Origin of the sequence: Phytomonospora sp. NPDC050363, assembly GCF_040655735.1 — a bacterium.
In the GTDB taxonomy this organism is placed as follows: domain Bacteria; phylum Actinomycetota; class Actinomycetes; order Mycobacteriales; family Micromonosporaceae; genus Phytomonospora.
In genome coordinates this window covers 26987-47445 of sequence record NZ_JBFAKK010000027.1, presented here as the reverse complement: position 1 = coordinate 47445, position 20459 = coordinate 26987, and the positions used below count along the sequence as shown (strand labels likewise).

Sequence of the window (20459 nt, the reverse complement as noted above, 5' to 3'; positions counted from 1 at the left end):
CTTAAAAGCATCTCGTGATCAAGCTATCCGCATTCTGCGCGATAAAACCGATATTTTTGAAGATGGCGGTAATATCATCAAATTGGGTCGCCATCGGTTTAGCGTTAACACGCAAGAGCTAGACCTCACTATCTTGCCTAAAAATAACCAACTCTGGGTATATCTCACGGGTACGGATTTTCAGGAACCGATTGAAAATGAAGAGCTCACACAGTTACAGCCTTATTGGACGGCAACCTTAGAATCTGAGTCAGAGACAGTTTATCGCGCGGAGTACCTTGCTTATTCGATTATTTATTCTGCCGCTAAACGCCAAGACGAACTCAACATGGCGTTGTTAACCAGCGCGTTAACTTCCCCTGAAAAGCTGGAAAAAATCGTGCGCGATTTTGCAGGCCCACGCTACAAAGAAGGCTATGAAAAAGGGATTCACGACCACGATGCCATTGCAATCTTAAAAAAATTAATTCCTGTCGGGGAGAGTGCCGATCTTCTGCGTTATAACCCGACTGCGCGTGCAATTGCAGCGATTTACTGGGAAATAGCCCAAAACGAAGAATTCCCCGCTCTTTGGCCTGAACGTGCTAGAACAGCGATGAACATTCATCAGCTGTTCCATAATGATAATGCCTTACTTGACCTACAAGCGGAAATTGAAGCCAATATCAGTTTGTTTTTACAAGATAATCCTATTCAATGCCAAAGTTATGAGCAAACACAAGCTGCGGAATATCTGAGCTTTGCATTAGCACGAACGCCTATCGAACTGGTCTACAGTAAATATGCAAAAGAACTCGTTCTAGCGTTACAAGAACGCTTAGAAGAAGCCCATATGTGGCTCGATTTCAATCGTTCCCAACAAAATTTAGGTACACGCTACGCCCAACGTTGGTCACTTATTCAAAATTGGCTGCAAGGGCTGTGCTCAACCCCTCAATTCGCACATCTAGTACCTTATATACCTGGTGCAATTGCCATTATTATTTTAGATAAAGTGGCTTCTGCCCGCTACAGCGAAGCTGATCTTTACTTTAAAGTCAGCGGTTTACTGGGGGAACACCCAACCATTGAAAACCAAACGCTATCACTCAGCTTAGATAATTACTTTAGCCGGATGCGCGGGCAGCGAAAACGCTTTATCCCTGAATTCCGCCAATACCAAGCTTTGCGACAACGCATCGTAACAGAGGAACGTAGCCGCTTAAAATTGCATGAGTTTAAAGCTAAGCCATTGAGCTCTTTCGTACGTAACAAACTGATTAATGATGTCTACTTACCCATTATTGGCGATAACATGGCGAAGCAAATCGGCGCACTCGGTGAAGGAAAACGTACCGACTTAATGGGGCTACTGTTAATGATCTCCCCGCCTGGTTACGGTAAAACTACTTTAATGGAATACGCCGCTGATCGCTTGGGGCTGATTTTCATGAAAGTCAATGGCCCTGCACTTGGTCATGATGTGCTTTCACTTGACCCTGCACAAGCACCGAATGCTACCGCGAGGCAAGAGCTAGAAAAACTCAATTTAGCCCTTGAAATGGGAAATAACGTCATGCTGTATGTGGATGACATCCAGCATACACACCCTGAATTCTTACAGAAATTCATTTCCCTGTGTGATGGAACACGGCGTATTGAAGGGGTTTGGAAAAACAAAACCAAAACCTATGATATGCGCGGCAAAAAATTCTGTGTGGTGATGGCAGGGAACCCCTATACCGAATCTGGCGAAGTATTCCGTATCCCAGATATGTTAGCTAACCGTGCCGATATCTATAACCTCGGGGAAGTATTAGGTGGGATGGATGAGGCTTTCGCATTAAGCTATATCGAAAATAGCTTAACCTCGAACCCCGTTTTAGCCCCTCTGGCACTCAGAGATCTCAATGACTTATATCTCCTTGTAGATAAAGCCATGGGGAAATCGGTTTCAACCAATACACTGAGTTACCCTTACTCTGACGCCGAAATAAACGAAATAGTTTTAGTCATCAAACAATTAGTTAAACTTCGCGACATTGTGTTGAAGGTCAATCAGCAATATATTGCCAGCGCAGCTCAATCGGACAAATACCGCACTGAACCTGCATTTCGTTTGCAAGGCAGTTACCGAAATATGAATAAACTCAGTGAAAAAGTCTCTTCTGTTATGAATGATGAAGAGCTGGAGCGGTTATTAGATGACCACTACCTCGGTGAAGCGCAATTGCTCACAACGGGTGCAGAGGAAAATTTATTAAAACTCGCAGAGTTACGAGGAACACTAACCGAAAAAGAAGCCGCACGCTGGCAACAAATCAAGAAAGACTTTATGCGTAATAAAGCCCTTGGTGGTGATAATACTGATATTGGTGACCGAGTGGTTGTCCAACTCGCCTCTTTAGTCGAAAGTGTTCAAGCATTAGGTAAAGCCGAATGAAATACCCCCGCGTGACACTATTAGTCGCTTTAGTTGCCATATTAATTGGCATTCAGTTGATTAATAGCCTAACAGCGGGTGAGCTTATTCATTTTGGTATTGTCCCTCGTACTCTCAGTGGGTTGATAGGGATTTTGCTTGCCCCTTTTATTCACGGAAGATGGGATCACTTATTCAGTAATCTTCCACCGCTGATTATACTCAGTGCCCTATTACTCCATCGCACCATCAAGTTTTATCTCGTTGCTTCACTATTTATTATTGTTGTTGGCGGGCTGATGGTATGGCTAGTAGGCCGTAATGCCGTACATGTTGGCGCGAGCGGTTGGATTTTTGGGTTGTGGGGGTTGTTGATTGCCCAAGGTTTTTTGCGCCGAAAATTCGCGGATATCGCCATCGCATTGTTAGTGTTATTTTATTTTGGTGCAATGGCGAGCGGCTTATTACCCGTTCATCAATATATTTCGACAGAATCCCATATTGCTGGCGCGTTATCGGGTATTTTATTTGCTTGGTTGATCAACAAAAGCGAGAAAAAACGTTAGCGCGCTGAAATACGGTAAACACAGCGCCCAGCGCCCTCTAACAAATACTGTTCACGTTCAATACTTGCCTCGTTGCCTATCACTTCTTGAAAAAGCGCTAACTCTGAGCGGCAAAAATTTTGGCAAGCCGTTGCGGCGGCGCAAATAGGGCAATGGTTCTCAATAAAGAGCCAATCTTCCCCCTCTTGCCTTGCCTTGCCTTACCGTGCCCTGCCCCTGGTCTGCCCCCGGCCCGCCCCGTCCTAGTCCTCCGCCAGGACGATTACCCGGTCGTTCGGCCCCAGCGTCACCATCTCGCCCTTGTCGGGGTTGAGATGTACCCCGAAGTTCGGCGCCACCTGCGCCTGCGCCGCCAGCCGGTACCCGATCGCCGTCTCCCCACGGCGGATCGCGCTCTCCGCGACCGTGTAGAACGTCAGCGGCATGCCCAACCGAACGTAGTACTCCGCCGGCTTCAGGTAGATCTCCGAACCCTCCGGGTCGAACAGATCCGCGAACACCGCCGCCAAGTGCGGGTTCTCCGCGATCTGCGTGAGCATGAGACTGATCAGCTTCTCGCTCACGATGAAGTCGTCGGCCTGCGTGACCTGCGCCAGCCCGCGGTTGCGGTCGTCGGACATCTCGCTGACGACGGGGTATTTGGCGCCGGCCTTCTCGGCCATGTCCCGCAGGTGAAGCAGGGTCACCAGGGTGCGCGAATCCGCGAGCTGGGCCGGCACGTTGTCGCAGCACAACACGATGATGTGGTCGTACACGCCGACGTTGAGCCCTTCGAGGGCGCGGCGGTCGGTGGTGTCGTCGGTCTTGTAGTTCAGCCCGATCACGCGCATCTGGTGGCCCAGCTCCGACAGGTTCGCCGCGGCACCGGGATGGTCGGTGACGACGTCGGCGCTCGATCCCGGTGACACGTAGGCGTCCAGCTGGCGCAGAACGCTTCCGGCGCGCGCGTTCCAGCCCAGGATGAGCGTCCGCTCGGGGCGCGCGGAGTGCTTCCCGCGCGCGACGATGCCCTGCTCCACAATGGCCGGCCGACTGCCGTCGAGGTGCACGGCGCTGTCGTCCTCGGCGATGAGGATGAGCCGGTCGCCGGGATTGACGGGGGTGCGCGCGGGCGGGTTGAGGTGGCACTTGCCGTCGGGCGTCTGAAGGCCGATCACCGCCGACTTGCGGTACGCCAGCTGTGCCTGCGCGAAGGAGGCGCCGGCCAGGCGGGGCTCCTCGGCGAGGTAGATCTCGTCGCCGCCGAAGTCGAGCAGGTCGGTGTAGACCACCGACAGCCCGGACTGGCGGCACGTCTGCACCATCAGCCGCGCGGTGACGTCGTCGGCGTCGATGATCTGCGCCTCGCGCCCCCCGGCGAGCTGCGCGGCCGGCAGGTTGCGGCTCTCGGCGACCGAGGCCACGACGTGGTACGGGTTGCTCCGGTCGGGGTTGCCGTGGGTGACCGCGAGCAGCGACTTGACCAGCTGCGCGTCCGGGTCGGGCTCGTCGGAGGTGAGCAGGATGATCGACTTGGCGGTGTCGGGGTTGACGATCCGGATGTCGTCGGGATCGACGGGGTTTCCGGTGCGGCACACCACTTTCGTCGACTTCGTCGACCCGAGCTTCGCCTTGATCTCGTCCTCCATCTCGACCTTGTCGCGGTCGGCGAGGATGGCGATGCAGGCCCGGCGCTCGGACTCGTTGGCCTCCACGAGTTCGCTGATGACGGTGAAGATCTGGTCCGACCAGCCGAGCACGACGGTGTGTCCGGTCTCCACGACCAGCGAGCGGCCCTTGCGCAGCTCGGTGAGCTTGTCGTCGAGGCCGGTGGTCAGGATGCCGACGAGGCTGGAGACGATGACGATCCCGCCGATCGTCACGGCCATCATGATGATGACGAAGACGCCGGTCGGCTCGTCGCCGGTGACGGTCCCGGGATCGAGCACGTGCAGGAGGCTCGTCCAGAGGCTGTCGAAGAAGCCGAGCCGCTTTCCCTCCTCGTCGGTCTGGGGCGAGACGAGCACGACGAGCGTGCCCGCGACCGCGACCAGCGCGAAGGTGATGAGCACGAGCCACGTCACGAGCGCCGGCGCGCCCTTGGACATGGTGTTGTCGAATCTGTAGCGGAAACGCTGCCGCAGTCTGGGTTTTGGCACGGGGGTCCCTTGTCAAGGTGTCGAAAGGGCGGTCCTCCGGTGAGGGCCGATCAGTGAGTGGGCTGACGGATCATGACCGCTTTAGGTCAACTTACGCAGGTCACGCACGGTGGCGGCATGCCGCACGGTGCGGCAGACTGTGCGCGTGCCTTCCATCGAGCAACTGTCCGGCCGTGTCTGGCTGTACCCGGCCGACCCCGACGGCGCCAGAGTCCAGGGCTCCGTAGCGGTCATCACCGGCGACGACGGCAGCGTCATCGTCGACGCGGGGCACAGCCCCGCGCACGGTTCCCTTGTCCGCCAGGCGATGCGCGACGCGTCGCTGCCCGACCCGCGCTGGCTCGTGTTCACCCACCACCACTGGGACCACACCTGGGGCGCGGGCGCCTGGGACGGTGTGGAGATCATCGGCCACGAGGCCGGCGCGCAGATCCTCGCCGAGGAGGCGAAGCGGCCGTGGAGCGAGGAGTACCTGCGCGCGGGCATGGCCGCCGATCCCCTGCTGGAACCCAGTTACGGCGCCCGGATCCGCGCGATGGCCGGATCCTGGGAGGGCTTCGCGGTCCTGCCGCCGACCCGCGTCTTCACCGACACGCTGACCCTTCCCTACGACGTCGAGGTCCGCCACGTCGGCGGGCAGCACGCGCCCGACTCGACGGTCGTCGTGGTCCCCGACGCCTCGGTGATGCTGCTCGGCGACTCCTTCTACGCTCCGCCCTTCAACGTCCGCAAACCCGACGACACCACGGATCTGGCGATGGTGCGGTCCTTCCTGTCGGAGGGGTACGAGTGGTACGTCGACAGCCACAGCCCACCGCGCAGGCGCGGCGGCTGGTCGGCGGCGGCGGGTCTGATGACCGCGACCGGCCGCTTCCGCCGCAGGCCGAGGGGCGAGCAGGAATGACGGTGCTCCTGGTGGGGGCCAACCCCATCGTGCGGCTCTTCGACGAACAGGGCGCGGTCAGCGCCTTCGCCTCGGTGTGGGTCGCCGACTGGTCGGTGCACGGCGCCGGGGCCGCGCTGGTGTTGTGGCACAAGGGATCGGTGCGTCTGTTCGGCGGCGACCCGGTGCTCACGCGCTGGCTGGAGCGCGACTTCACCAGGCACTTCCCCGAAGTGGCCGGCCTCGACTGGCCGGAGTCCACTGTGGAGGAGATCGAGGTGGACGTGCGGCTGAGCCTGGAGTCCCTGGCGGTCAAGGCCGGCGACGTCGAGGTCTACGCCGACGGCGTGCTCGACCGGCGCACCTTCGCGACCGACTCCTTCGACCTCGACGGAGTGCCGCACGGCCTGTCGCTGGTGCTCGCGCCGGTGCGGCACGGTTCGATCCGGGTCGCGGGCGTGGAACTCGCCGGGGCGGTGAGGGTGGAGGGCCCGCCGGAGCGGCCGTCCTCCTCGGCTTTCCTCACGGCGGCGGAGGTGTGGACCGCGGGCAGGTGATGTGGTTCAGGACCCCGGGATCCGGTGCCCGGCCGCCGCCAGGTGCGCCTCGATCAGTGCGGTGAGCCTTGCCAGGGCGGGTTTCTGGTCCTCGCCGTAGTGGTAGAGCAGGTCGAAGCGGGCGGCGCCGTCGGTACGGAAGTCCAGGCCGCTGAGGGTGGGGATCAGGTCGGGGTTGGCGGTCAGGTGTGCGCTCATGTCGGCGGCGAGCTCGTCGACGCGGGGGTCGTCGGGGTCGAGTTCGGCGACGTGGCCGGAGCGCTGGAGGAGCGCCATGTAGCCGGGGTCGGCGATGACGCGCTCGCCGTGGGCGAGGTAGTCGTCGAAGTCGTCGGGCGCGAGGGCCCGGACCAGGACGAGGCTTTCGCGGACGAGGGCGGTGTCGTCGGCGCTGAATCCCTTTTCGGAGGCCAGATCCAGCAGGGCGGTGGCTCTGGCGGGGAGTAGGGCGCGGTCGCCGTCGGCGAGGCGGCGGAGGGTGTCGCGTCGTTCGACGAGGTCGTCGATGCGGTCGGTGAGGCGCTGTTCGACCTCGGCGAGGGTGGTGGCGAACGCGCCGGGTTCGGCTTCGAGCATGTCGCCGATGCCCGCGAGGGGAACGCCGGCGGCGGCGAGAGTGCGGACCTGGACGAGCCGCAGCAGGTCCGCCGACGTGTAGCGGCGGTACCCGGACTTGTCGCGGGCGGGTTCGCCGATCAGGCGGAGGCGGTGGTAGTGCCGCACGGTCTTGACCGTGATGCCCGCGTACGCCGCCGCCTGGCCGATGGTGAGTCCGTCCGTCATGGCATCAGCGAACCACATCGACGGTGGCGGCGACCTCGCGAGTCGCGGCGGCGATGGCGGCGAAGTCCTTGCGCAGGATCGAGCCGTGGTCGCCCGCGACCTTCGCGCTCACCTTGAGGTGAAGGTTGCGGGAGAGCACGGGGTTGATGGTCAGGCGCATGTCCTCCTGCTCGGTTCCCTTGCTGCCCAAGGCTTCTCCGGAGGCTACGACGTAGCGGAAGGGGACCCGGATGGAGTCGAGGACGGGTTCGAGGGCGGCGTGGAGGAGGTGGGACTCGATGGCCGACTCGGCGTGCTGCGCGGCCGTCATGCGGGCGGCGAGGCCGAGGGGCCGGACGAAGGGCATCATCCAGCGCATGCGGGCGAAGAGCTTGCGGATGCGCTCGTGGCCGGCTTCGTCGGTCCAGCCGGCGGGGTAGGGGCCGTCGGCGCCGACGGCTCCGGTGAGGCGGTCGGGGTGGCGGGCGGCCCAGTGGGCGGCGATGAGGGCGCCGTAGGACCAGCCGACCAGGATCGGCCGGGCGACGCGGCGGGCGGTGAGGACGGCGTCGAGGTCGCGGATGCAGCCTTCGAAAGAGTAGTCGGCGGAGCGTTTCGACTTGCCGCGGGCCCGCTCGTCGAAGGTGATGTGGCGGAAACCGTCGCCGAGGGCGGCGATGACGGGTTTCCAGTGGCGGGAGCCGGCGAAGGCCCCGTTGAGGTAGACGACGGGTGTGCCGGGGCCGCCGGTGTCGCTGACGGCGAGGGCGGTGTCCTCGATGGGGAGCATGCCGGTCCAGGGGGTGGCGGGAGCGGCGGAGGGAACGGGCGCGTTGGTCATTGTGGTGTCGTTCATGACGTCAGCTTGCGGCTTGACCTCGGGTCAAGGTCAAGCGCGGATTTCGGTGGGCTGGGTCACAGGGGTGGAACGGTGCCGCTCCACCCGGTCGGCGGAACCTCACGAGGACAGTCGGAGCTCTCGGGCGCGTCGGCGGATTTCGCGATCAGGCACCAGTCAGGGCCGATGTGAAGAGCCCCCATGCCCCACCCCTGTCTCCACCGCGGACCCGAGCCGACGGAGGCGCGACGATGAACTGGCCGTGGGGCTGTGTGGCGACCACCGTCATCCTCGCCTGGTGCACCTTCTGCGCCGTGGACGGCGTCGAGGCCTTCACCGCCTGGGTCTTGGGCGGTGCCGAGGAGCGCGCTGCCAACTCGGCCCGTTAGCCCGGCCGAGCGCCGAAGGCCCGGCTGTCCTGCCCGGCCTTCGGCGCCTACCCTTCCCCGTCCCCCACGATCCCCGCCTCGTACGCGATGATCGCCGCCCGCACCCGGTTCGGGGCGCCCAGCTTCGCGAGGATCGCGCTGACGTGCGCCTTCACCGTCCCCTCGACCAGGAACAGCCTCCGCCCGATCTCGGCGTTGGGCAGGCCCCGGCCCAGCAGCCCCAGCACGTCGCGCTCGCGGTCGGTCAGACCGCTCACCAGCTCCAGGGCCCGCTCGGTCCGCTCCAGCCGCTCCGGGCCGACTCGGCTGATGACGCGTTTGGCGATGGTCGGCGAGAAGTACGCCCCGCCCTCCGCGACCGCCTTCACCCCGGCGATCAGCTCGCGCGGATCCCCCGACTTCAGCAGGAACCCCGCCACGCCCTCGGCCAGCGCCTTGGCGATGTAGGCGTCCTCACCGAAGGTCGTGAGCATGACCACCGCCGTCTCCGGCACGGCCTTGCGCAGCTCGGCGGCGGCCCCCAGGCCGTCCAGCCGGGGCATGCGAATGTCCAGCAGCGCCAGGTCGGGACGGTGGAGGCGAGCCGACTCCACGGCCTCGTGCCCGTCACCGGCCTCGGCGACGACCTCGATCCCCGCGTCGGTGGCGAGGACGGCCTTCACGCCGGCCCGGATCATCAGCTCGTCGTCGGCGAGCAGTAGGCGGATCACGATGACTCCTCCATCGGGAGAACGGCGGTGACGCGAAAGTCGCCGCCGGCGGGGCCGGCTTCGAAGGTGCCGCCGGCGAGCCGGACGCGCTCGGCGAGGCCGATGAGACCTTGGCCGCCGCCTGCGCCTTGTCGGGCCTCGGGCACCAGGGGACTGCGGACGAGTACGTGCGTCCCGTCGGCGGTATGGGTGACACGGACCCGCACGCGTGCTCCCGGTGCGTGTTTGGCGGCGTTGGTCAGGGATTCCTGAACGACGCGGTGAAGGGCGCGGTCGGCGAGGGTGCCCGACGGCGGCACACCGGCGTCCCGGTCGAGCGTCACATCCAGTCCGGCGGCGCGGGCGCGTTCGACCAGGTCCTCGACACTCTCGTCGGCGGGGATCACCGACGGCTCGGCGTCCTCCCGCAGCAGGCCGATCGTCTGCCGCAACCGCTCGGTCGCGCTCCCCGCCGCTGCCCGCAACTCCCCGACGGCCCGCGACTGCTCCTCGCCGAGCCCGGGCGTCAACTCCAGCAACCCCGCGCGCAGCGCGATCAGCGCCAGCTCATGCCCTAGTGAGTCGTGCATGTCGGCCGCGATCCGCTCGCGCTCGCGCCGCCGGGCGTCGGCGGCGATCAGGGCCTGCTCGCGTTCCAGCGCCTCGACACGTTCCCGGCCCGCCGCGATCAACTCCACCTGCTGGCGCCGGAACCGTCCCGCGAACCAGGGCAGGACGATCCCCAGCACGAAGGCGACCGACCCGGTGAACCAGTCCCACGGATCGGCGAAGGCGAACCCCACGCCGGCGACCGCCGCGACCAGCAGCGCCCACCCGTCGCGGGCGACCGAGAACCGTCGCCCGAGCACATACGCGAGCACTCCCAGCACGATCGCCAGGAGCACCCGCCATACGTCGCCGCTCACGGCGAGCTCGACCCCGTTCCACAGGGCCAGGCCCGCCGTGAGCAGCAGCGCGATGGTGATCTTCACGATGCGAAGGCTATCGGGCGACACGAGCCGCACGGACCCTGGCGACCCGGGCGGTGATCACCGCGACCCCCGCCGCCGCACCCGCCACCAGGAGGATCAGCACCGACGGCGCCCGGTACCAGCACTGCTCCCAGGTGATGTCGCGGCGGTAGAGCAGCGCCACGAGCGAGGGGTAGGCCGCCAGGAGCAGCACCGGCAGCGCGAGAGGGCTCAGCCGCAGCGCGAACCGCCAGACCGGGTGCCCCGACCGCCGCTGCGCCCAGCGCCGGGCCCGCACCACTCCCAGAACCCCCAGCCCGATCGCGGCCAGGACCGCTACGCCGATGCCCAGCTCGACCGTCCACAGGGTGCCGACCTCACCGGCGGCGCGGCCCTGGGACATGTCGACCAGGCCGGTGAGCACGTCGTAGGACTCGTCGTAGAGCGCCGAGGACGGGGTCATCACGGCGAAGCCGTAGCCGGTCTCGGGGATGATGACCTGGTTGGCGGTGTAGGTGAACAGGTTCCCGGCGTGGGCGAGCCTGGCCGGGCCGCCGTCCCCGGGCTGTTCGACGCCCCAGCCCATGGCGTACTCGTCGACCGCCGACGAACTGTGCATCGTGGACAGTGACTCGGGTCCGACCAGTTGCGGACCGAAGCCGTTCTGAGTGATGAGCCACCGGCCCATGTCCTCGGCGTTCGACACCACGTTCCCGGAGCCGCCGACCAGTGGGCCGTCGTCGATCTCGGCGGCGGTCGCCCAGACGCCGAAGCCCTCGATGTACCCCTCGGGTGCCTCGCCGAGGGAGGTGCCGGTCATGCCGAGGGCGTCGAAGACCTCGCGGTCCAGGTACTCGGCGAAGGGCTCGCCCGAGGCGGCCTCGACGAGGGCGGCGGCCAGGTCGTAGTTGGCGTTGCAGTACTCGTAGTCGGCGCCCGGGTCGCGCATGAGCTCGCCGTCGGCGAGGCTGGAGGCGACGGCGGCGAGGTCGGGCGAGCCGGTCACGGCTTCGGCGTCGAGGCCGCGGTCGGACAGGCCGGAGGTCTGGTTGAGCAGGTGGCGGACGGTGATCTCGGCGAAGCGGGGGTCGGCCATGGTGAAGCCGGGAAGTTGAGAGGCGACGGTGGCGTCGAGCCGGATCTTCCCCGCCTCGACGAGTTTCATGACGGCCATCGCGGTGAAGGACTTGCTGAGCGAGGCCACGCGCATCGGGGTCAGCGCGGTGACGGCGGCGCCGTCGGTGCCTTCGCCGTAGCCGTGGGCGTAGAGCACTCGGTCGTCCTTGGTGACCACAAGGGACAGTGCGGGCAGGCCGCTGTCGTCGAAGGCCTTCTCGGCGTAGGCGGCGATGGACTCGGGGGTCATCTCGGTGGGCGACTCGGCGAAGGCGGGGGCGGCCGGGGCGACGGCGATACCGGCGACGGCCAGGCCCGTGAGCAGGCGCTTGATCTTCATGTCGGTGAATCTATGGAGTTTCGCGAGGCGTTCCATGGGGCCGAAGCAAGCGGCCACCCCCGACGAAAGTCAGGGGTGGCCGGCGCTCAGCCGAGCTGCCCGAGGACGGTCGCGAGGGCCGAGACGCCCACGATCAGACCGATCCAGCGCGCCACCGTGCCCGCCCGGGGCGCCGGTCCCGACCGACATGCCTTGAGCCCCAAGGGAACCAGCGCGACCGCCAGCCCGCCCACCGCGACCAGCGAGAACACCGTCGCACCCTTGAGCACGCCCAGCGGCAGCGCCGACATCAGCCCGAGCCCCACCGCCCCGACCCAGCCGAGGGCGCCCGACAGCCGCGCGCCGATCGCCAGCACGATCCAGCCGAACATGATCGCCACCGAGAAGGACCGGAAGACGTGGAAGGCGCCGTAGGTGTCGCCGACGACGTCCCCGGCGGCCTGAACGCCGAGCACGTCGGCGAACTGGAACGCCAGGTAGTCGGCACCGGCGTGGAAGGTCCGCGTGAACAGGCCGAGGACCACCAGCGCGCCGCCCCACAGCGCCCAGCCCCGCCGGGTCGCGCCGATCCGGCGGGCCAGTCCGAGGACGGCGGGCAGCAGCAACACCGTCCCGAGCGCGAAAAGCGTGTAGGACACGGTCATTCGGCCCGGCGACTCGGCGTGCGCGGCGAGCTGGGCGGTGAACAGCAGGCCGGCGTCGAAGCGGGTCAGCACGGCGGCGAGCAGCGTCGGCGGGGCCAGGACCATGGCGGTACCGGCGATCCAGCGGTCGAAGGCGTCTTCGGCGACGGGGAAGGCGCGGGCGGGGGAGTCGGTCATGGAAGCCAGTCTGTTGACAACGCGGCGATCGGGCGTCGGACCAGGGGCCCGACTATCCCTACGGCTCCGGTCTGACCAGGACGCCGGGCATCAGACCGTGGTCGGACCCGCCACGGGCTCTCGACGTCCCGCGCGCGCCGCCCCCGCGGCCGCGACCGTCACCAGGCCGACCCCCACGACCTGCCACAACGCCGGAACCTGGTGCAGCGCCACGAATCCCACCACCAGAGCGATCGCCGGCTCCAGGCTCAGCAGCGTCCCGAACGCGCCGACCGCCATCCGCCGCAGCGCCAGCATCTCCATCGCGTAAGGCAGGGCCGGAACCAGCAGCGCGAGGCCGGCGCCGAGCACGAGGTCGCGCGAGTCCATCCGCGCCAGGGCATGCGAAGCGCCGAACACCGCCGCCACCAAGGCCGACACCGTCATCGACATCGCGAGTCCCGACAGCCCCGGCACCCGGTCGGCGACCCGCTGTGTCAGCAGCATGTAGCCCGCCCAGCAGAAGGCGTTGGCGATCGCGAAGGCCAGCCCGGGCGCGTTCACCGAGCCGTGCCAGGGCTCGGTCACCAGCAGGATCCCCGCGAAGGCCACCGGCGGCCACAGCAGCCCCAGCCTCCCGGCCCGGCGCGCCACGGCGACCCCGAGCGGGCCGAGGAAACCGATCGCCACCGCCGTCGACAGCGGCAGCCGCGAGGCGGCCTCGGCGAACAGCAGCGTCATTCCCGCGCTCACCGCGCCCAGCACGGCCACGCCGCCGAGGTCGCGCGGCGAGTACCGCCACGGCTTCGGCCGCACCACGATCAGCAGGAGCACCGCCGCCCACGACAGCCGCAGCCACGTCGTCCCCGCCGGACTCAGGCGCTCGAAGAAACCGGTCGAGGCGGCCAGGCCGATCTGGACCAGCGACATGGACCCGAGGGTGAGCGCGGTCGGCACGAGTGGGCCCGCCGTGCGCGGGGGAGCGGGCGTCAAGACGGTCATGGGCCCATCCGATCCGATCACGACCGTCCACGTCCAGCGAGAAGTTCTGGACCAACTGTTCAGAATATGTGAACATTGGCGCCATGGACCTTCACTTGCTGCGCGTCCTCGTCGAACTGCACCGGCAGGGCACGATGCGCGCTGTGGCGAAGGCCACCGGCTACGGGACCTCGACGGTCTCCGTTCAGCTCGCGACTCTCGAAAAGCAGGTCGGCGCGACGCTGCTGGAACGCGTCGGCCGGACCGTCCGCTTCACCCCCGCCGGGCGCCGCCTCGTCGAGCACGCCGAGCAGATCCTCGCCGCCGTCGAGATCGCCCGCGCCGACATCGGCCCCTCCGGCGAACCCGGCGGGCTCCTTCGGATCGCCGCGCCGGCCAGCGTCCTGTCGGACGACCTGATCTCGATCGCCGCCCGCCTGCGCCGGACGCACCCAGCGTTGCGCCTGGAGATGCAGGAACGCGAACCCGCCGAGGTCGCCGAACTCCTCGACGCCGACGAGGTCGACCTCGGCTTCGTCTACGACTACAACGTCGTCCCCCGCTTCGCCGACAACGGCACCACCGTGCGCCGGATCTGCTCCGTGCCGGTCCTGCTCGCCGTCCCGGCGGGCGAGTTCGGTCCGGTGACGCGCGTCGAGGACCTGCGAATGCTGCAAGACGAGCCGTGGGTGGCCAACTCGCGCGGGATCGACGACACCGAACTGGTCGAGTTCATGTGCGGGATGGCCGGGTTCACGCCGACGGTCGCCCACCGCGCCGACTCGCTCGGCCTGGCCGTCGACTTCGTCGCCGCCGGGCTGGGCGTGGCCTTCGTCCCGGCCTTCGTGCCGGTGCGCGAGGGGGTCGAGATGATCCCGCTGCCCGGTGAGATCGCCTGCCGGCGCATGTTCGCCGTGACCCGGCCGGGCCGCCACATGTGGCCGGCGGTCGCGCTCGTCGTCGACGAGGTCGCCGCGTACCGCGGCTGAGACGCGTCTCGGGGCAAGGTTCGCGCAAGAGAATCGCCGCGCGAGTAGCGCGCTCGCCGGTGAACTCGCCCCTTGAGGCGAAGCGAGGTCCGTAGCCGGCGGTCGGGGGCCCGGCGATCGCCTCGCCGCCTTGGGGGCGGGGTTCTCGTCGAGCTGCCGTCTGATCCGGCTCGTTGCGTTCCTCGCCCCGAGACGGCCTGGCCTTTACGTGGCCAAGGCCGTCTCGTCGTGGACGGTGCTTTCAGCCGCCTTCGGTGCGGCCATCCTCACCACGGGGCCTTGTCCACCGCAGGCGCGGTCAGCGACGGGTGGCCTCGCGCTCGCCGCGAACATCCGGTGAGACGCGGGCCACTCCACACCCCTTCACCAGCGCCGACGCCGCCGTCGGGGCCATTCGGCACACCTTACTGGCATCTCGCACGGTCATGTGTGTTGACGTTAGTGTGCGGCGCACAGTAAAGTGTTTCTCGTGGGCACCGAAGAAACGATTCTCAACCTCGCGCAGGAACTGCGCCGCGGCACCGTGGTGCTGGCCTGCCTGGCCATGCTCGACGAGCCGCAGTACGGCTATGCGCTCCTGGAAACCCTCAACGGCGCCGGAATCACCGTCGACGGCAACACCCTCTACCCGCTTCTGCGCCGCCTTGAGAAGCAGGGACTGCTGACCAGCGAATGGAACACCGAGGAGTCGCGGCCCCGGAAGTTCTACCGAGCCTCCGACGAGGGCTCCCGGGTGCGCGCCGGACTGACGCGTGAATGGCAGGAACTCGCCGCGTCCATCGCCCGACTGACCACGGAGACGACGAAATGACGACCCCCACCCTCACCGAACGCTACGTGGACGCCGTCGTCCGCCGCATCCCCGCCGACCAGCGCAAGGACGTCGCCGACGAACTGCGCGCCACCATCGCCGACACCGTCGAGGGCCGCGACGAGGCCACCCCCGAGGAGGCCGAGCGCGCGGTCATCATCGAGATGGGCGACCCGATCCGCCTCGCCGCCCAGTACGCCGACCGGCCCCTCGCGCTGATCGGACCCGACTTCTACCCGACCTACATCCGGCTGCTGAAGATGCTGCTGACGACGGCGCTGCCGATCGTCGTGGTCGTCGTGCTCGTCATCGACCTGCTCGACCACAAGAACGCCGGCCAGCTCATCGGCACGGGGATCGGCGCGATCCTCACCGTCGGCGGCCAGATGATCGCGTGGCTGACGGTGATCTTCGCGCTCATCGACCGCGTGAAGCGACAGGACGCGGTCACCAAGTCGGTCGAGTGGACGCCCGACATGCTCCCCTACCCGCGCACACCGGACAAGGGCGGCGCCGCGGCCTGGGCGACCATCGGCTGGTACACCTTCCTGGTCCTCGCGATCATGTTCCAGACCACCGCCCCCTACACCGCCGACGACGGCCGCGAGCTGGAGATCCTCAACCCGCAGCTGTGGAACGGCTGGATCTGGCCGATCATCGCCGGACTGATCGCGATGTCGGTCATCGAGGGCTTCCGGATCGTCATGCGCGGCTGGAACCTGACCCTGGTCCTGGTCTACACGGCCGCCGAGGCGCTGTTCGCGCTGCCGCTGGCCTGGATCGTCTACAAGCAGATGATCCTCAACCCCGAGTTCGTCGACGACGTCAACGGCGACTGGACCACGCCCGCGGCCGTCTACTCCGGTGCGGCCCTGATCATCCTCGCGGTGAGCGTCACCGAGGTGTTCAAGCGCTTCCGGGCCCTGCCCGCCGACCGCTGACGAGCACCACGAAGGCCCCGGGAGCGCACCCGCGTTCCCGGGGCCTTTCCCGTGCGGTAAATATCGGCTTGCCAGGATCGGCGCCGTCGTTAAGATCATCGACGATCCCGACTTCAAGGAAGCGATTACTTGACTGACATTCGCACCGCCCGCGCCGCCGAACTCCCCCGACTGACCACATTGGACGGTCAGGGGGAGCGAAACGACGCGACCGCCGCATATCTCACCGATCTCCTCGCAAAAGGCTGCACCCGCCCCGAATGGTGTTTCGTCGCCGAAGACGGCGACGGGAAACTCATCGGCAACATCGTTCTGTGGTCGCGTCCCGGTGGCGAAGTGCCCAGTGACTTCGTCCTCTTCGAGGCGCCCTGGAACGACCGCGAACTCGCGCTGCGCATTCTCCGGCACGGCTTCGCCGCCGCCAAGGGATTGGGCGCCGAGAAGATCGGGCACGTCCTCGACGGCCCCGCCCAGGGCCCGCAGTGGCAGTTCGAGCCCGAGACGCGCGTATCCCTCTACACCGAGGCGGGCCTGCGCCCGGCCCGCGACGGCCGCCGTTTCCAGTGGCTCGCCGGCTCCGAGCTTCCCGCCCAGGACCCGCGGCTGACGTGGCGCTCCCTCAGTGAACTCGGCGAGAAGCCCTTCGTCGACCTTCTTGAGCGGATCCTCGCCGACACCGCCGACTCCCTTCTCCTCGAAGACGTCGCCGAGCTGGGCCTGCGCGGCGCGGCCGAACTGATCCTGAAGGACATGTCCGACATGGAGCACGAACCGGAATGGTTCGAGCTCGGCTACGACGAGTCCGGAGACGTCGCGGTGGTGAGCCTTCCCGCGCGCAATCCGAGTTATCCGGTGATCGGATTCGTCGGCGTCTCACCCGGCCACCGCGGCAAGGGATACTCCGCCTCCGTTGTGGCACGCGGCACACAGATCCTGATCGCCAACGGCGCCACCGAGATCCGCGGCGACTGCGACGCCGGGAATGTGGCGATGTACAAGGGTTTCGAGAGCGCGGGTTACGTCAATTTCGCTTCGCGACGCGAGTTCTCCGGCGCCATTTGACACGCGGCGCTTAACTTGAAAGACCGGTGGGCCGATCGGTTGCCCTTGCCGTGGAAGCGTCCACCGGTCTGACAAGGAGAGTTGCCGTGGTCTTCAAGAAGATGATGCGCGCACTGGGCGTCGGTGGCCCGAGTGTCGACACAGTCCTCGATCGCGCCGACACCGTTCCCGGTGCGGTCCTCACCGGCCAGGTGCACATCGCCGGCGGCGACCACCCGGTCGACATCGAGCACGTCGCCCTCGGCCTGGTCACCCGGGTCGAGGTGGAATCGGGCGACAACGAGTACGACACGACCATCGAGTTCCAGCGCGCGATGGCCGGCGGCCGCTTCCAGGTGGGCGCCGGACAGAACTACAGCCTCCCGTTCCAGCTCCAGGTCCCCTGGGAGACCCCGCTCACCGCGGTCTTCGGACAGCACCTGCACGGCATGACCCTCGGGGTGCGCACCGAGCTGTCGGTGGCCAAGGCCGTCGACAAGGGCGACCTGGACGGCATCGCGGTCCTTCCGCTGCCCTCGCAGGAGCGCGTCCTCCAGGGCTTCGGGAGCCTCGGCTTCCACTTCAAGCGCGCCGATCTGGAGCGCGGCCAGATCCGCGGTGTGCGGCAGACCCTGCCGTTCTACCAGGAGATCGAGTTCCACCCGCCGCAGCAGCTCTACGGCCGCGTCAACGAGGTCGAGTTGACCTTCGTGACCAGCCCGGGCGGCATGTCGGTGATCATCGAGGCCGACAAGCGCGGCGGGGTCTTCCACTCCGGGCACGACGCGATCGGCCGCTTCGACGTCACCCACGAGCAGGCCGAGAAGATGGACTGGGCCGCCCAGATCAGCAGCTGGATCGGGCGCTTCTAGCCGAGCCGAAGCCGGGTCGTCCCTTGTGGACGGCCCGGCTCTCCGCGTTCGGGGGACGTCAGACCAGGTCGGCCCAGGGCACCTCGGGGTCGGCGAGGAACTTCGCCTCGACCTCGCCGCGCTCGCGGATGATCCGCTGCACGGGGGCGATGCCCTCGTCCCACTGGTTCACGTGCATCCCCGCCACGACCACGCGACCGTTGAGCCACAGGGCATAGAACTCGCGCGAGGCCGGGTCGCCGCGGATCACCAGCGAGTCCGCGCCGCCCTTGGGGTACCAGCCGGCGTACTCCACGCCCAGGTCGTACTGGTCGGTGAAGAAGAACGGCACCGGGTCCATCTCGAACTCCCGGCCGAGGATCCCGCGCGCGGCGGCCGGACCGCCGTCGAGCGCGTTCGCCCAGTGCTCGACGCGCACATGCGTCTCGTAGAACGGCTTGTAGACCCGCGCGACATCACCGGCGGCGAAGATGTCGGGGTCGTCGGTGCGGAAGTGCTGGTCGACCAGCACCCCGTCGTCGACGGCCAGGCCCGCCTCGACGGCCAGCTCGGTGTTGGGGATCGCACCGATTCCGACGATGACGTTGGCCGTCTCGATCAGCGTCCCGTCGGAGGTCACCACACCGTGGAGACGCCCGGGGTCGGCGACGAAACGCTCAACGCTTTGCCCCAGCAGCATTCTCACGCCGTTGTCGCGGTGCACCTGCGCGAAGAACTCGCCCATCCGCTGCCCCAGCACCGCGTGCAGCGGCGTCGGCTGCGGCTCGATGACCGTCACCTCGGCGCCGTAACCGCGCGCGGCCGAAGCCACTTCGAGGCCGATCCAGCCGCCCCCGACGATCACGACCGGCCCGCCGCCGCCCTCGCGAAGGGCGGAGCGCAGCACGTCCGACTCGAAGAAGTCGCGCAGGTAGAAGACACCGGCCAGACTGCCGCCCGGCACGTCGAGCCGGCGCGGCGAGGCGCCCGTCGCCAGCAGCAGCTTGCGGTAGCCGATGTGCTCGCCGTCGGCCAGTTCGACACGATGGCCCGCGCGGTCGATGCCGGTCACCGGGCGGGCGAGCAGCAGTTCCACGTCGTTGGCGCTGTACCAGTCCTCGGCGTGGACGTAGATCTCGTCTTCGGGCGTCTCGCCCTTGAGGAAGCCCTTCGACAGCGGAGGACGCTCGTAGGGCCGCCGGGTTTCGGCCCCGATCAGCACGATTCGGCCGGTCAGTCCCTCTTCCCGCAGGGTCTGGGCGGCCTTCGCGCCGGCCAGCCCGGCGCCGACGATGACGACTTCGGCGGTGTCCATACGGCCTCCTCGATGAGGGGCGGATTCGTGGATTCGCCGTTGAGCCTATCGACTTTCGGGAGGCGGGGGAGGGATGTCGGCACCCCCGGCCGTTGCTCAGGCGCGTCGCCCGGCGAAGGCGTCAAGGATGGCGGCGCACCGGCGGGGGTCCTCGGTGAAGCCGGCGGCCAGGCCCCACAGGAGGTAGTCGGCGCAGCGGACGACGGTCCAGGCGCGGGCGAGGTCGGGGGACAGGCCGGCGGCGTCGACGAGAGCGTGGAAGTGGCGGAGGAGCTCGGCGGGGCCGTCCATCTCGTCGAGGCGGGTCCACAGGAGCTGGGCCGTCTGGTACTCCGGGTCGCCGGCGAGGACCTTCGGGTCGACGGCGAGCCAGGGTTCGCGGTCGGCGGCCAGGACGTTGTCGTAGTGGAGGTCGTGGTCGACGAGGAGCGGGTCGCCACCGGTGGGGGCGGCGAGGTCGCGGGCGAGGCCGTGGGCGAGTTCGAGGCGGCGCCTGGGGAAGGGGCGGCCGAGTTCTCTCCAGCGGCCGGGGAGGCCGGCGGCGAGTTCGGCGGCGAGGTCGGTGAGGTGCCGAAGACCCGGCGGCGCGGGGACGGCAAGGCGGCGCAGGAGTACGCCGGCCGCGGGGACGGCGTCGGCGAGTACGACCTCGCGCAGTGGCGTGCGGTCGTGTGCGCGTTCGAGGAGGAGGGCGCCTTCGGCGGGTGAGTGGGCCAGGAGCCGCACCGCGCCGCGGCCGTCCCAGGCCGCCAAGGCCAGCGCCTCGTGGCAGTCGGCGGCCTCCTGTGGCCAGGACACCTTGAGGACGAGCGGTTCCCGGTCGCGGCGGACCGGCAGTGCCATGCCGTTGTAGCCGTTCATGGCCTCGCCGTCGGGGACAAGGCCCCAGCGCGTCAGCAGGCCGCCGACGGTCGTCGGCAGCGCGCGAATCCAGTCGCGTCCCGCCCGGCCTTCGCGCTGCCAGCGCCCGAAGGCCAGAAGTGCGGGCGGTACGTCGATCACGGCATCCTCCACCCTTGTCGCATCACCGGTGTACAACCTCGGTACACGGGCGCCCCGCCGTCTTCCCCGCGCCCGCAC

At 66.7% G+C, this 20459-nt stretch carries 20 protein-coding genes; 10 read left to right on the top strand and 10 right to left on the bottom strand.

What is annotated here, in order from left to right; genetic code table 11:
* Positions 1 to 2422, top strand: a 2422-nt coding sequence (locus tag AB0I28_RS38510; protein ID WP_357501075.1) for an AAA family ATPase, incomplete at its 5' end; no start/stop codon positions are given.
* Entirely contained in the window at positions 2419 to 2967 is a 549-nt protein-coding gene (locus tag AB0I28_RS38505; RefSeq protein WP_357501074.1) for a rhomboid family intramembrane serine protease, read from the top strand. The genes AB0I28_RS38510 and AB0I28_RS38505, both read left to right, overlap by 4 nt.
* A 242-nt stretch (positions 2968 to 3209) precedes the next feature.
* Here AB0I28_RS38505 and AB0I28_RS38500 read toward each other — a convergent pair whose 3' ends face one another.
* Entirely contained in the window at positions 3210 to 5105 is a 1896-nt protein-coding gene (locus tag AB0I28_RS38500; protein WP_357501073.1) for a hypothetical protein, read from the bottom strand.
* 145 nt (positions 5106 to 5250) lie between these two features.
* On the opposite strand from AB0I28_RS38500, the gene AB0I28_RS38495 reads away from it, so the two are divergent.
* Together AB0I28_RS38495 and AB0I28_RS38490 are read left to right on the top strand one after the other, a co-directional pair.
* Entirely contained in the window at positions 5251 to 6009 is a 759-nt protein-coding gene (locus tag AB0I28_RS38495) for an MBL fold metallo-hydrolase (protein WP_357501072.1), read from the top strand.
* Positions 6006 to 6545, top strand: a complete 540-nt coding sequence (locus AB0I28_RS38490) for a hypothetical protein (RefSeq protein WP_357501071.1) — start codon at positions 6006 to 6008, stop codon at positions 6543 to 6545. Before AB0I28_RS38495 ends, AB0I28_RS38490 begins: the two co-directional genes overlap by 4 nt.
* Before the next feature lie 6 nt (positions 6546 to 6551).
* On the opposite strand, the gene AB0I28_RS38485 is transcribed toward AB0I28_RS38490, so the two are convergent.
* The gene (locus AB0I28_RS38485; RefSeq protein ID WP_357501070.1) at positions 6552 to 7328 is read right to left on the bottom strand and encodes a MerR family transcriptional regulator; all 777 of its coding nucleotides are present in this window, start codon (positions 7326 to 7328) and stop codon (positions 6552 to 6554) included.
* 4 nt (positions 7329 to 7332) lie between these two features.
* Positions 7333 to 8163: an alpha/beta hydrolase gene (locus tag AB0I28_RS38480; protein ID WP_357501069.1), complete on the bottom strand. Its 831-nt coding sequence runs from the start codon at positions 8161 to 8163 to the stop codon at positions 7333 to 7335.
* A 233-nt stretch (positions 8164 to 8396) separates the two neighbouring features.
* Here AB0I28_RS38480 and AB0I28_RS38475 point away from each other — a divergent pair, with 233 nt between their 5' ends.
* Positions 8397 to 8534, top strand: coding sequence for a hypothetical protein (locus tag AB0I28_RS38475; protein WP_357501068.1), 138 nt, complete (start codon positions 8397 to 8399; stop codon positions 8532 to 8534).
* Positions 8535 to 8581: 47 nt separating this feature from the next.
* Here the strand turns inward: AB0I28_RS38475 and AB0I28_RS38470 are convergent, their stop codons facing one another.
* From AB0I28_RS38470 to AB0I28_RS38450, 5 genes are all read right to left on the bottom strand, one after another.
* On the bottom strand, positions 8582 to 9247 hold the full coding sequence (locus tag AB0I28_RS38470; RefSeq protein ID WP_357501078.1) for a response regulator transcription factor: 666 nt from the start codon (positions 9245 to 9247) through the stop codon (positions 8582 to 8584).
* Positions 9241 to 10215, bottom strand: coding sequence for a histidine kinase (locus AB0I28_RS38465; protein WP_357501067.1), 975 nt, complete (start codon positions 10213 to 10215; stop codon positions 9241 to 9243). The genes AB0I28_RS38470 and AB0I28_RS38465 overlap by 7 nt, the downstream gene beginning before the upstream one ends.
* Before the next feature lie 10 nt (positions 10216 to 10225).
* Positions 10226 to 11650: a serine hydrolase domain-containing protein gene (locus tag AB0I28_RS38460; RefSeq protein ID WP_357501066.1), complete on the bottom strand. Its 1425-nt coding sequence runs from the start codon at positions 11648 to 11650 to the stop codon at positions 10226 to 10228.
* An 86-nt stretch (positions 11651 to 11736) separates the two neighbouring features.
* Positions 11737 to 12471: a hypothetical protein gene (locus AB0I28_RS38455; protein WP_357501065.1), complete on the bottom strand. Its 735-nt coding sequence runs from the start codon at positions 12469 to 12471 to the stop codon at positions 11737 to 11739.
* 90 nt (positions 12472 to 12561) lie between these two features.
* Positions 12562 to 13452 carry an EamA family transporter gene (locus AB0I28_RS38450; protein ID WP_357501064.1) on the bottom strand — a complete coding sequence of 297 codons (891 nt, stop codon included), beginning with the start codon at positions 13450 to 13452 and terminating at the stop codon, positions 12562 to 12564.
* 83 nt (positions 13453 to 13535) lie between these two features.
* On the opposite strand from AB0I28_RS38450, the gene AB0I28_RS38445 reads away from it, so the two are divergent.
* The 5 genes from AB0I28_RS38445 (at position 13536) to AB0I28_RS38425 (ending at position 18085) form a co-directional block, all read left to right on the top strand.
* Positions 13536 to 14420 (top strand): LysR family transcriptional regulator, encoded by an 885-nt coding sequence (locus AB0I28_RS38445; RefSeq protein ID WP_357501063.1) that lies wholly within the window; start codon positions 13536 to 13538, stop codon positions 14418 to 14420.
* Positions 14421 to 14889: 469 nt separating this feature from the next.
* Complete coding sequence (locus AB0I28_RS38440) at positions 14890 to 15231, top strand: PadR family transcriptional regulator (protein WP_357501062.1); 342 nt, start codon at positions 14890 to 14892, stop codon at positions 15229 to 15231.
* Complete coding sequence (locus AB0I28_RS38435; protein WP_357501061.1) at positions 15228 to 16172, top strand: permease prefix domain 1-containing protein; 945 nt, start codon at positions 15228 to 15230, stop codon at positions 16170 to 16172. Before AB0I28_RS38440 ends, AB0I28_RS38435 begins: the two co-directional genes overlap by 4 nt.
* A 129-nt stretch (positions 16173 to 16301) precedes the next feature.
* A complete protein-coding gene (locus tag AB0I28_RS38430) occupies positions 16302 to 17234 on the top strand; it encodes a mycothiol acetyltransferase (RefSeq protein WP_357501060.1) in 933 nt (310 codons plus the stop codon).
* An 86-nt stretch (positions 17235 to 17320) separates the two neighbouring features.
* The gene (locus tag AB0I28_RS38425; protein WP_357501059.1) at positions 17321 to 18085 is read left to right on the top strand and encodes a sporulation protein; all 765 of its coding nucleotides are present in this window, start codon (positions 17321 to 17323) and stop codon (positions 18083 to 18085) included.
* Positions 18086 to 18143: 58 nt separating this feature from the next.
* On the opposite strand, the gene AB0I28_RS38420 is transcribed toward AB0I28_RS38425, so the two are convergent.
* Both AB0I28_RS38420 and AB0I28_RS38415 read right to left on the bottom strand, forming a co-directional pair.
* Positions 18144 to 19379, bottom strand: coding sequence for an FAD-dependent oxidoreductase (locus AB0I28_RS38420; RefSeq protein WP_357501058.1), 1236 nt, complete (start codon positions 19377 to 19379; stop codon positions 18144 to 18146).
* Positions 19380 to 19475: 96 nt separating this feature from the next.
* Positions 19476 to 20381 (bottom strand): aminoglycoside phosphotransferase family protein, encoded by a 906-nt coding sequence (locus AB0I28_RS38415; protein ID WP_357501057.1) that lies wholly within the window; start codon positions 20379 to 20381, stop codon positions 19476 to 19478.
* Positions 20382 to 20459 lie beyond the last annotated feature (78 nt).

Coding starts and splice junctions, on each gene's coding strand:
- AB0I28_RS38435 (WP_357501061.1), top strand. CDS start 15,228: ATGACGACCCCCACCCTCACCGAACGCTACGTGGACGCCGTCGTCCGC.
- AB0I28_RS38445 (WP_357501063.1), top strand. CDS start 13,536: ATGGACCTTCACTTGCTGCGCGTCCTCGTCGAACTGCACCGGCAGGGC.
- AB0I28_RS38420 (WP_357501058.1), bottom strand. CDS start 19,379: ATGGACACCGCCGAAGTCGTCATCGTCGGCGCCGGGCTGGCCGGCGCG.
- AB0I28_RS38460 (WP_357501066.1), bottom strand. CDS start 11,650: ATGAAGATCAAGCGCCTGCTCACGGGCCTGGCCGTCGCCGGTATCGCC.
- AB0I28_RS38475 (WP_357501068.1), top strand. CDS start 8,397: ATGAACTGGCCGTGGGGCTGTGTGGCGACCACCGTCATCCTCGCCTGG.
- AB0I28_RS38450 (WP_357501064.1), bottom strand. CDS start 13,452: ATGACCGTCTTGACGCCCGCTCCCCCGCGCACGGCGGGCCCACTCGTG.
- AB0I28_RS38480 (WP_357501069.1), bottom strand. CDS start 8,163: ATGAACGACACCACAATGACCAACGCGCCCGTTCCCTCCGCCGCTCCC.
- AB0I28_RS38485 (WP_357501070.1), bottom strand. CDS start 7,328: ATGACGGACGGACTCACCATCGGCCAGGCGGCGGCGTACGCGGGCATC.
- AB0I28_RS38490 (WP_357501071.1), top strand. CDS start 6,006: ATGACGGTGCTCCTGGTGGGGGCCAACCCCATCGTGCGGCTCTTCGAC.
- AB0I28_RS38455 (WP_357501065.1), bottom strand. CDS start 12,471: ATGACCGACTCCCCCGCCCGCGCCTTCCCCGTCGCCGAAGACGCCTTC.
- AB0I28_RS38505 (WP_357501074.1), top strand. CDS start 2,419: ATGAAATACCCCCGCGTGACACTATTAGTCGCTTTAGTTGCCATATTA.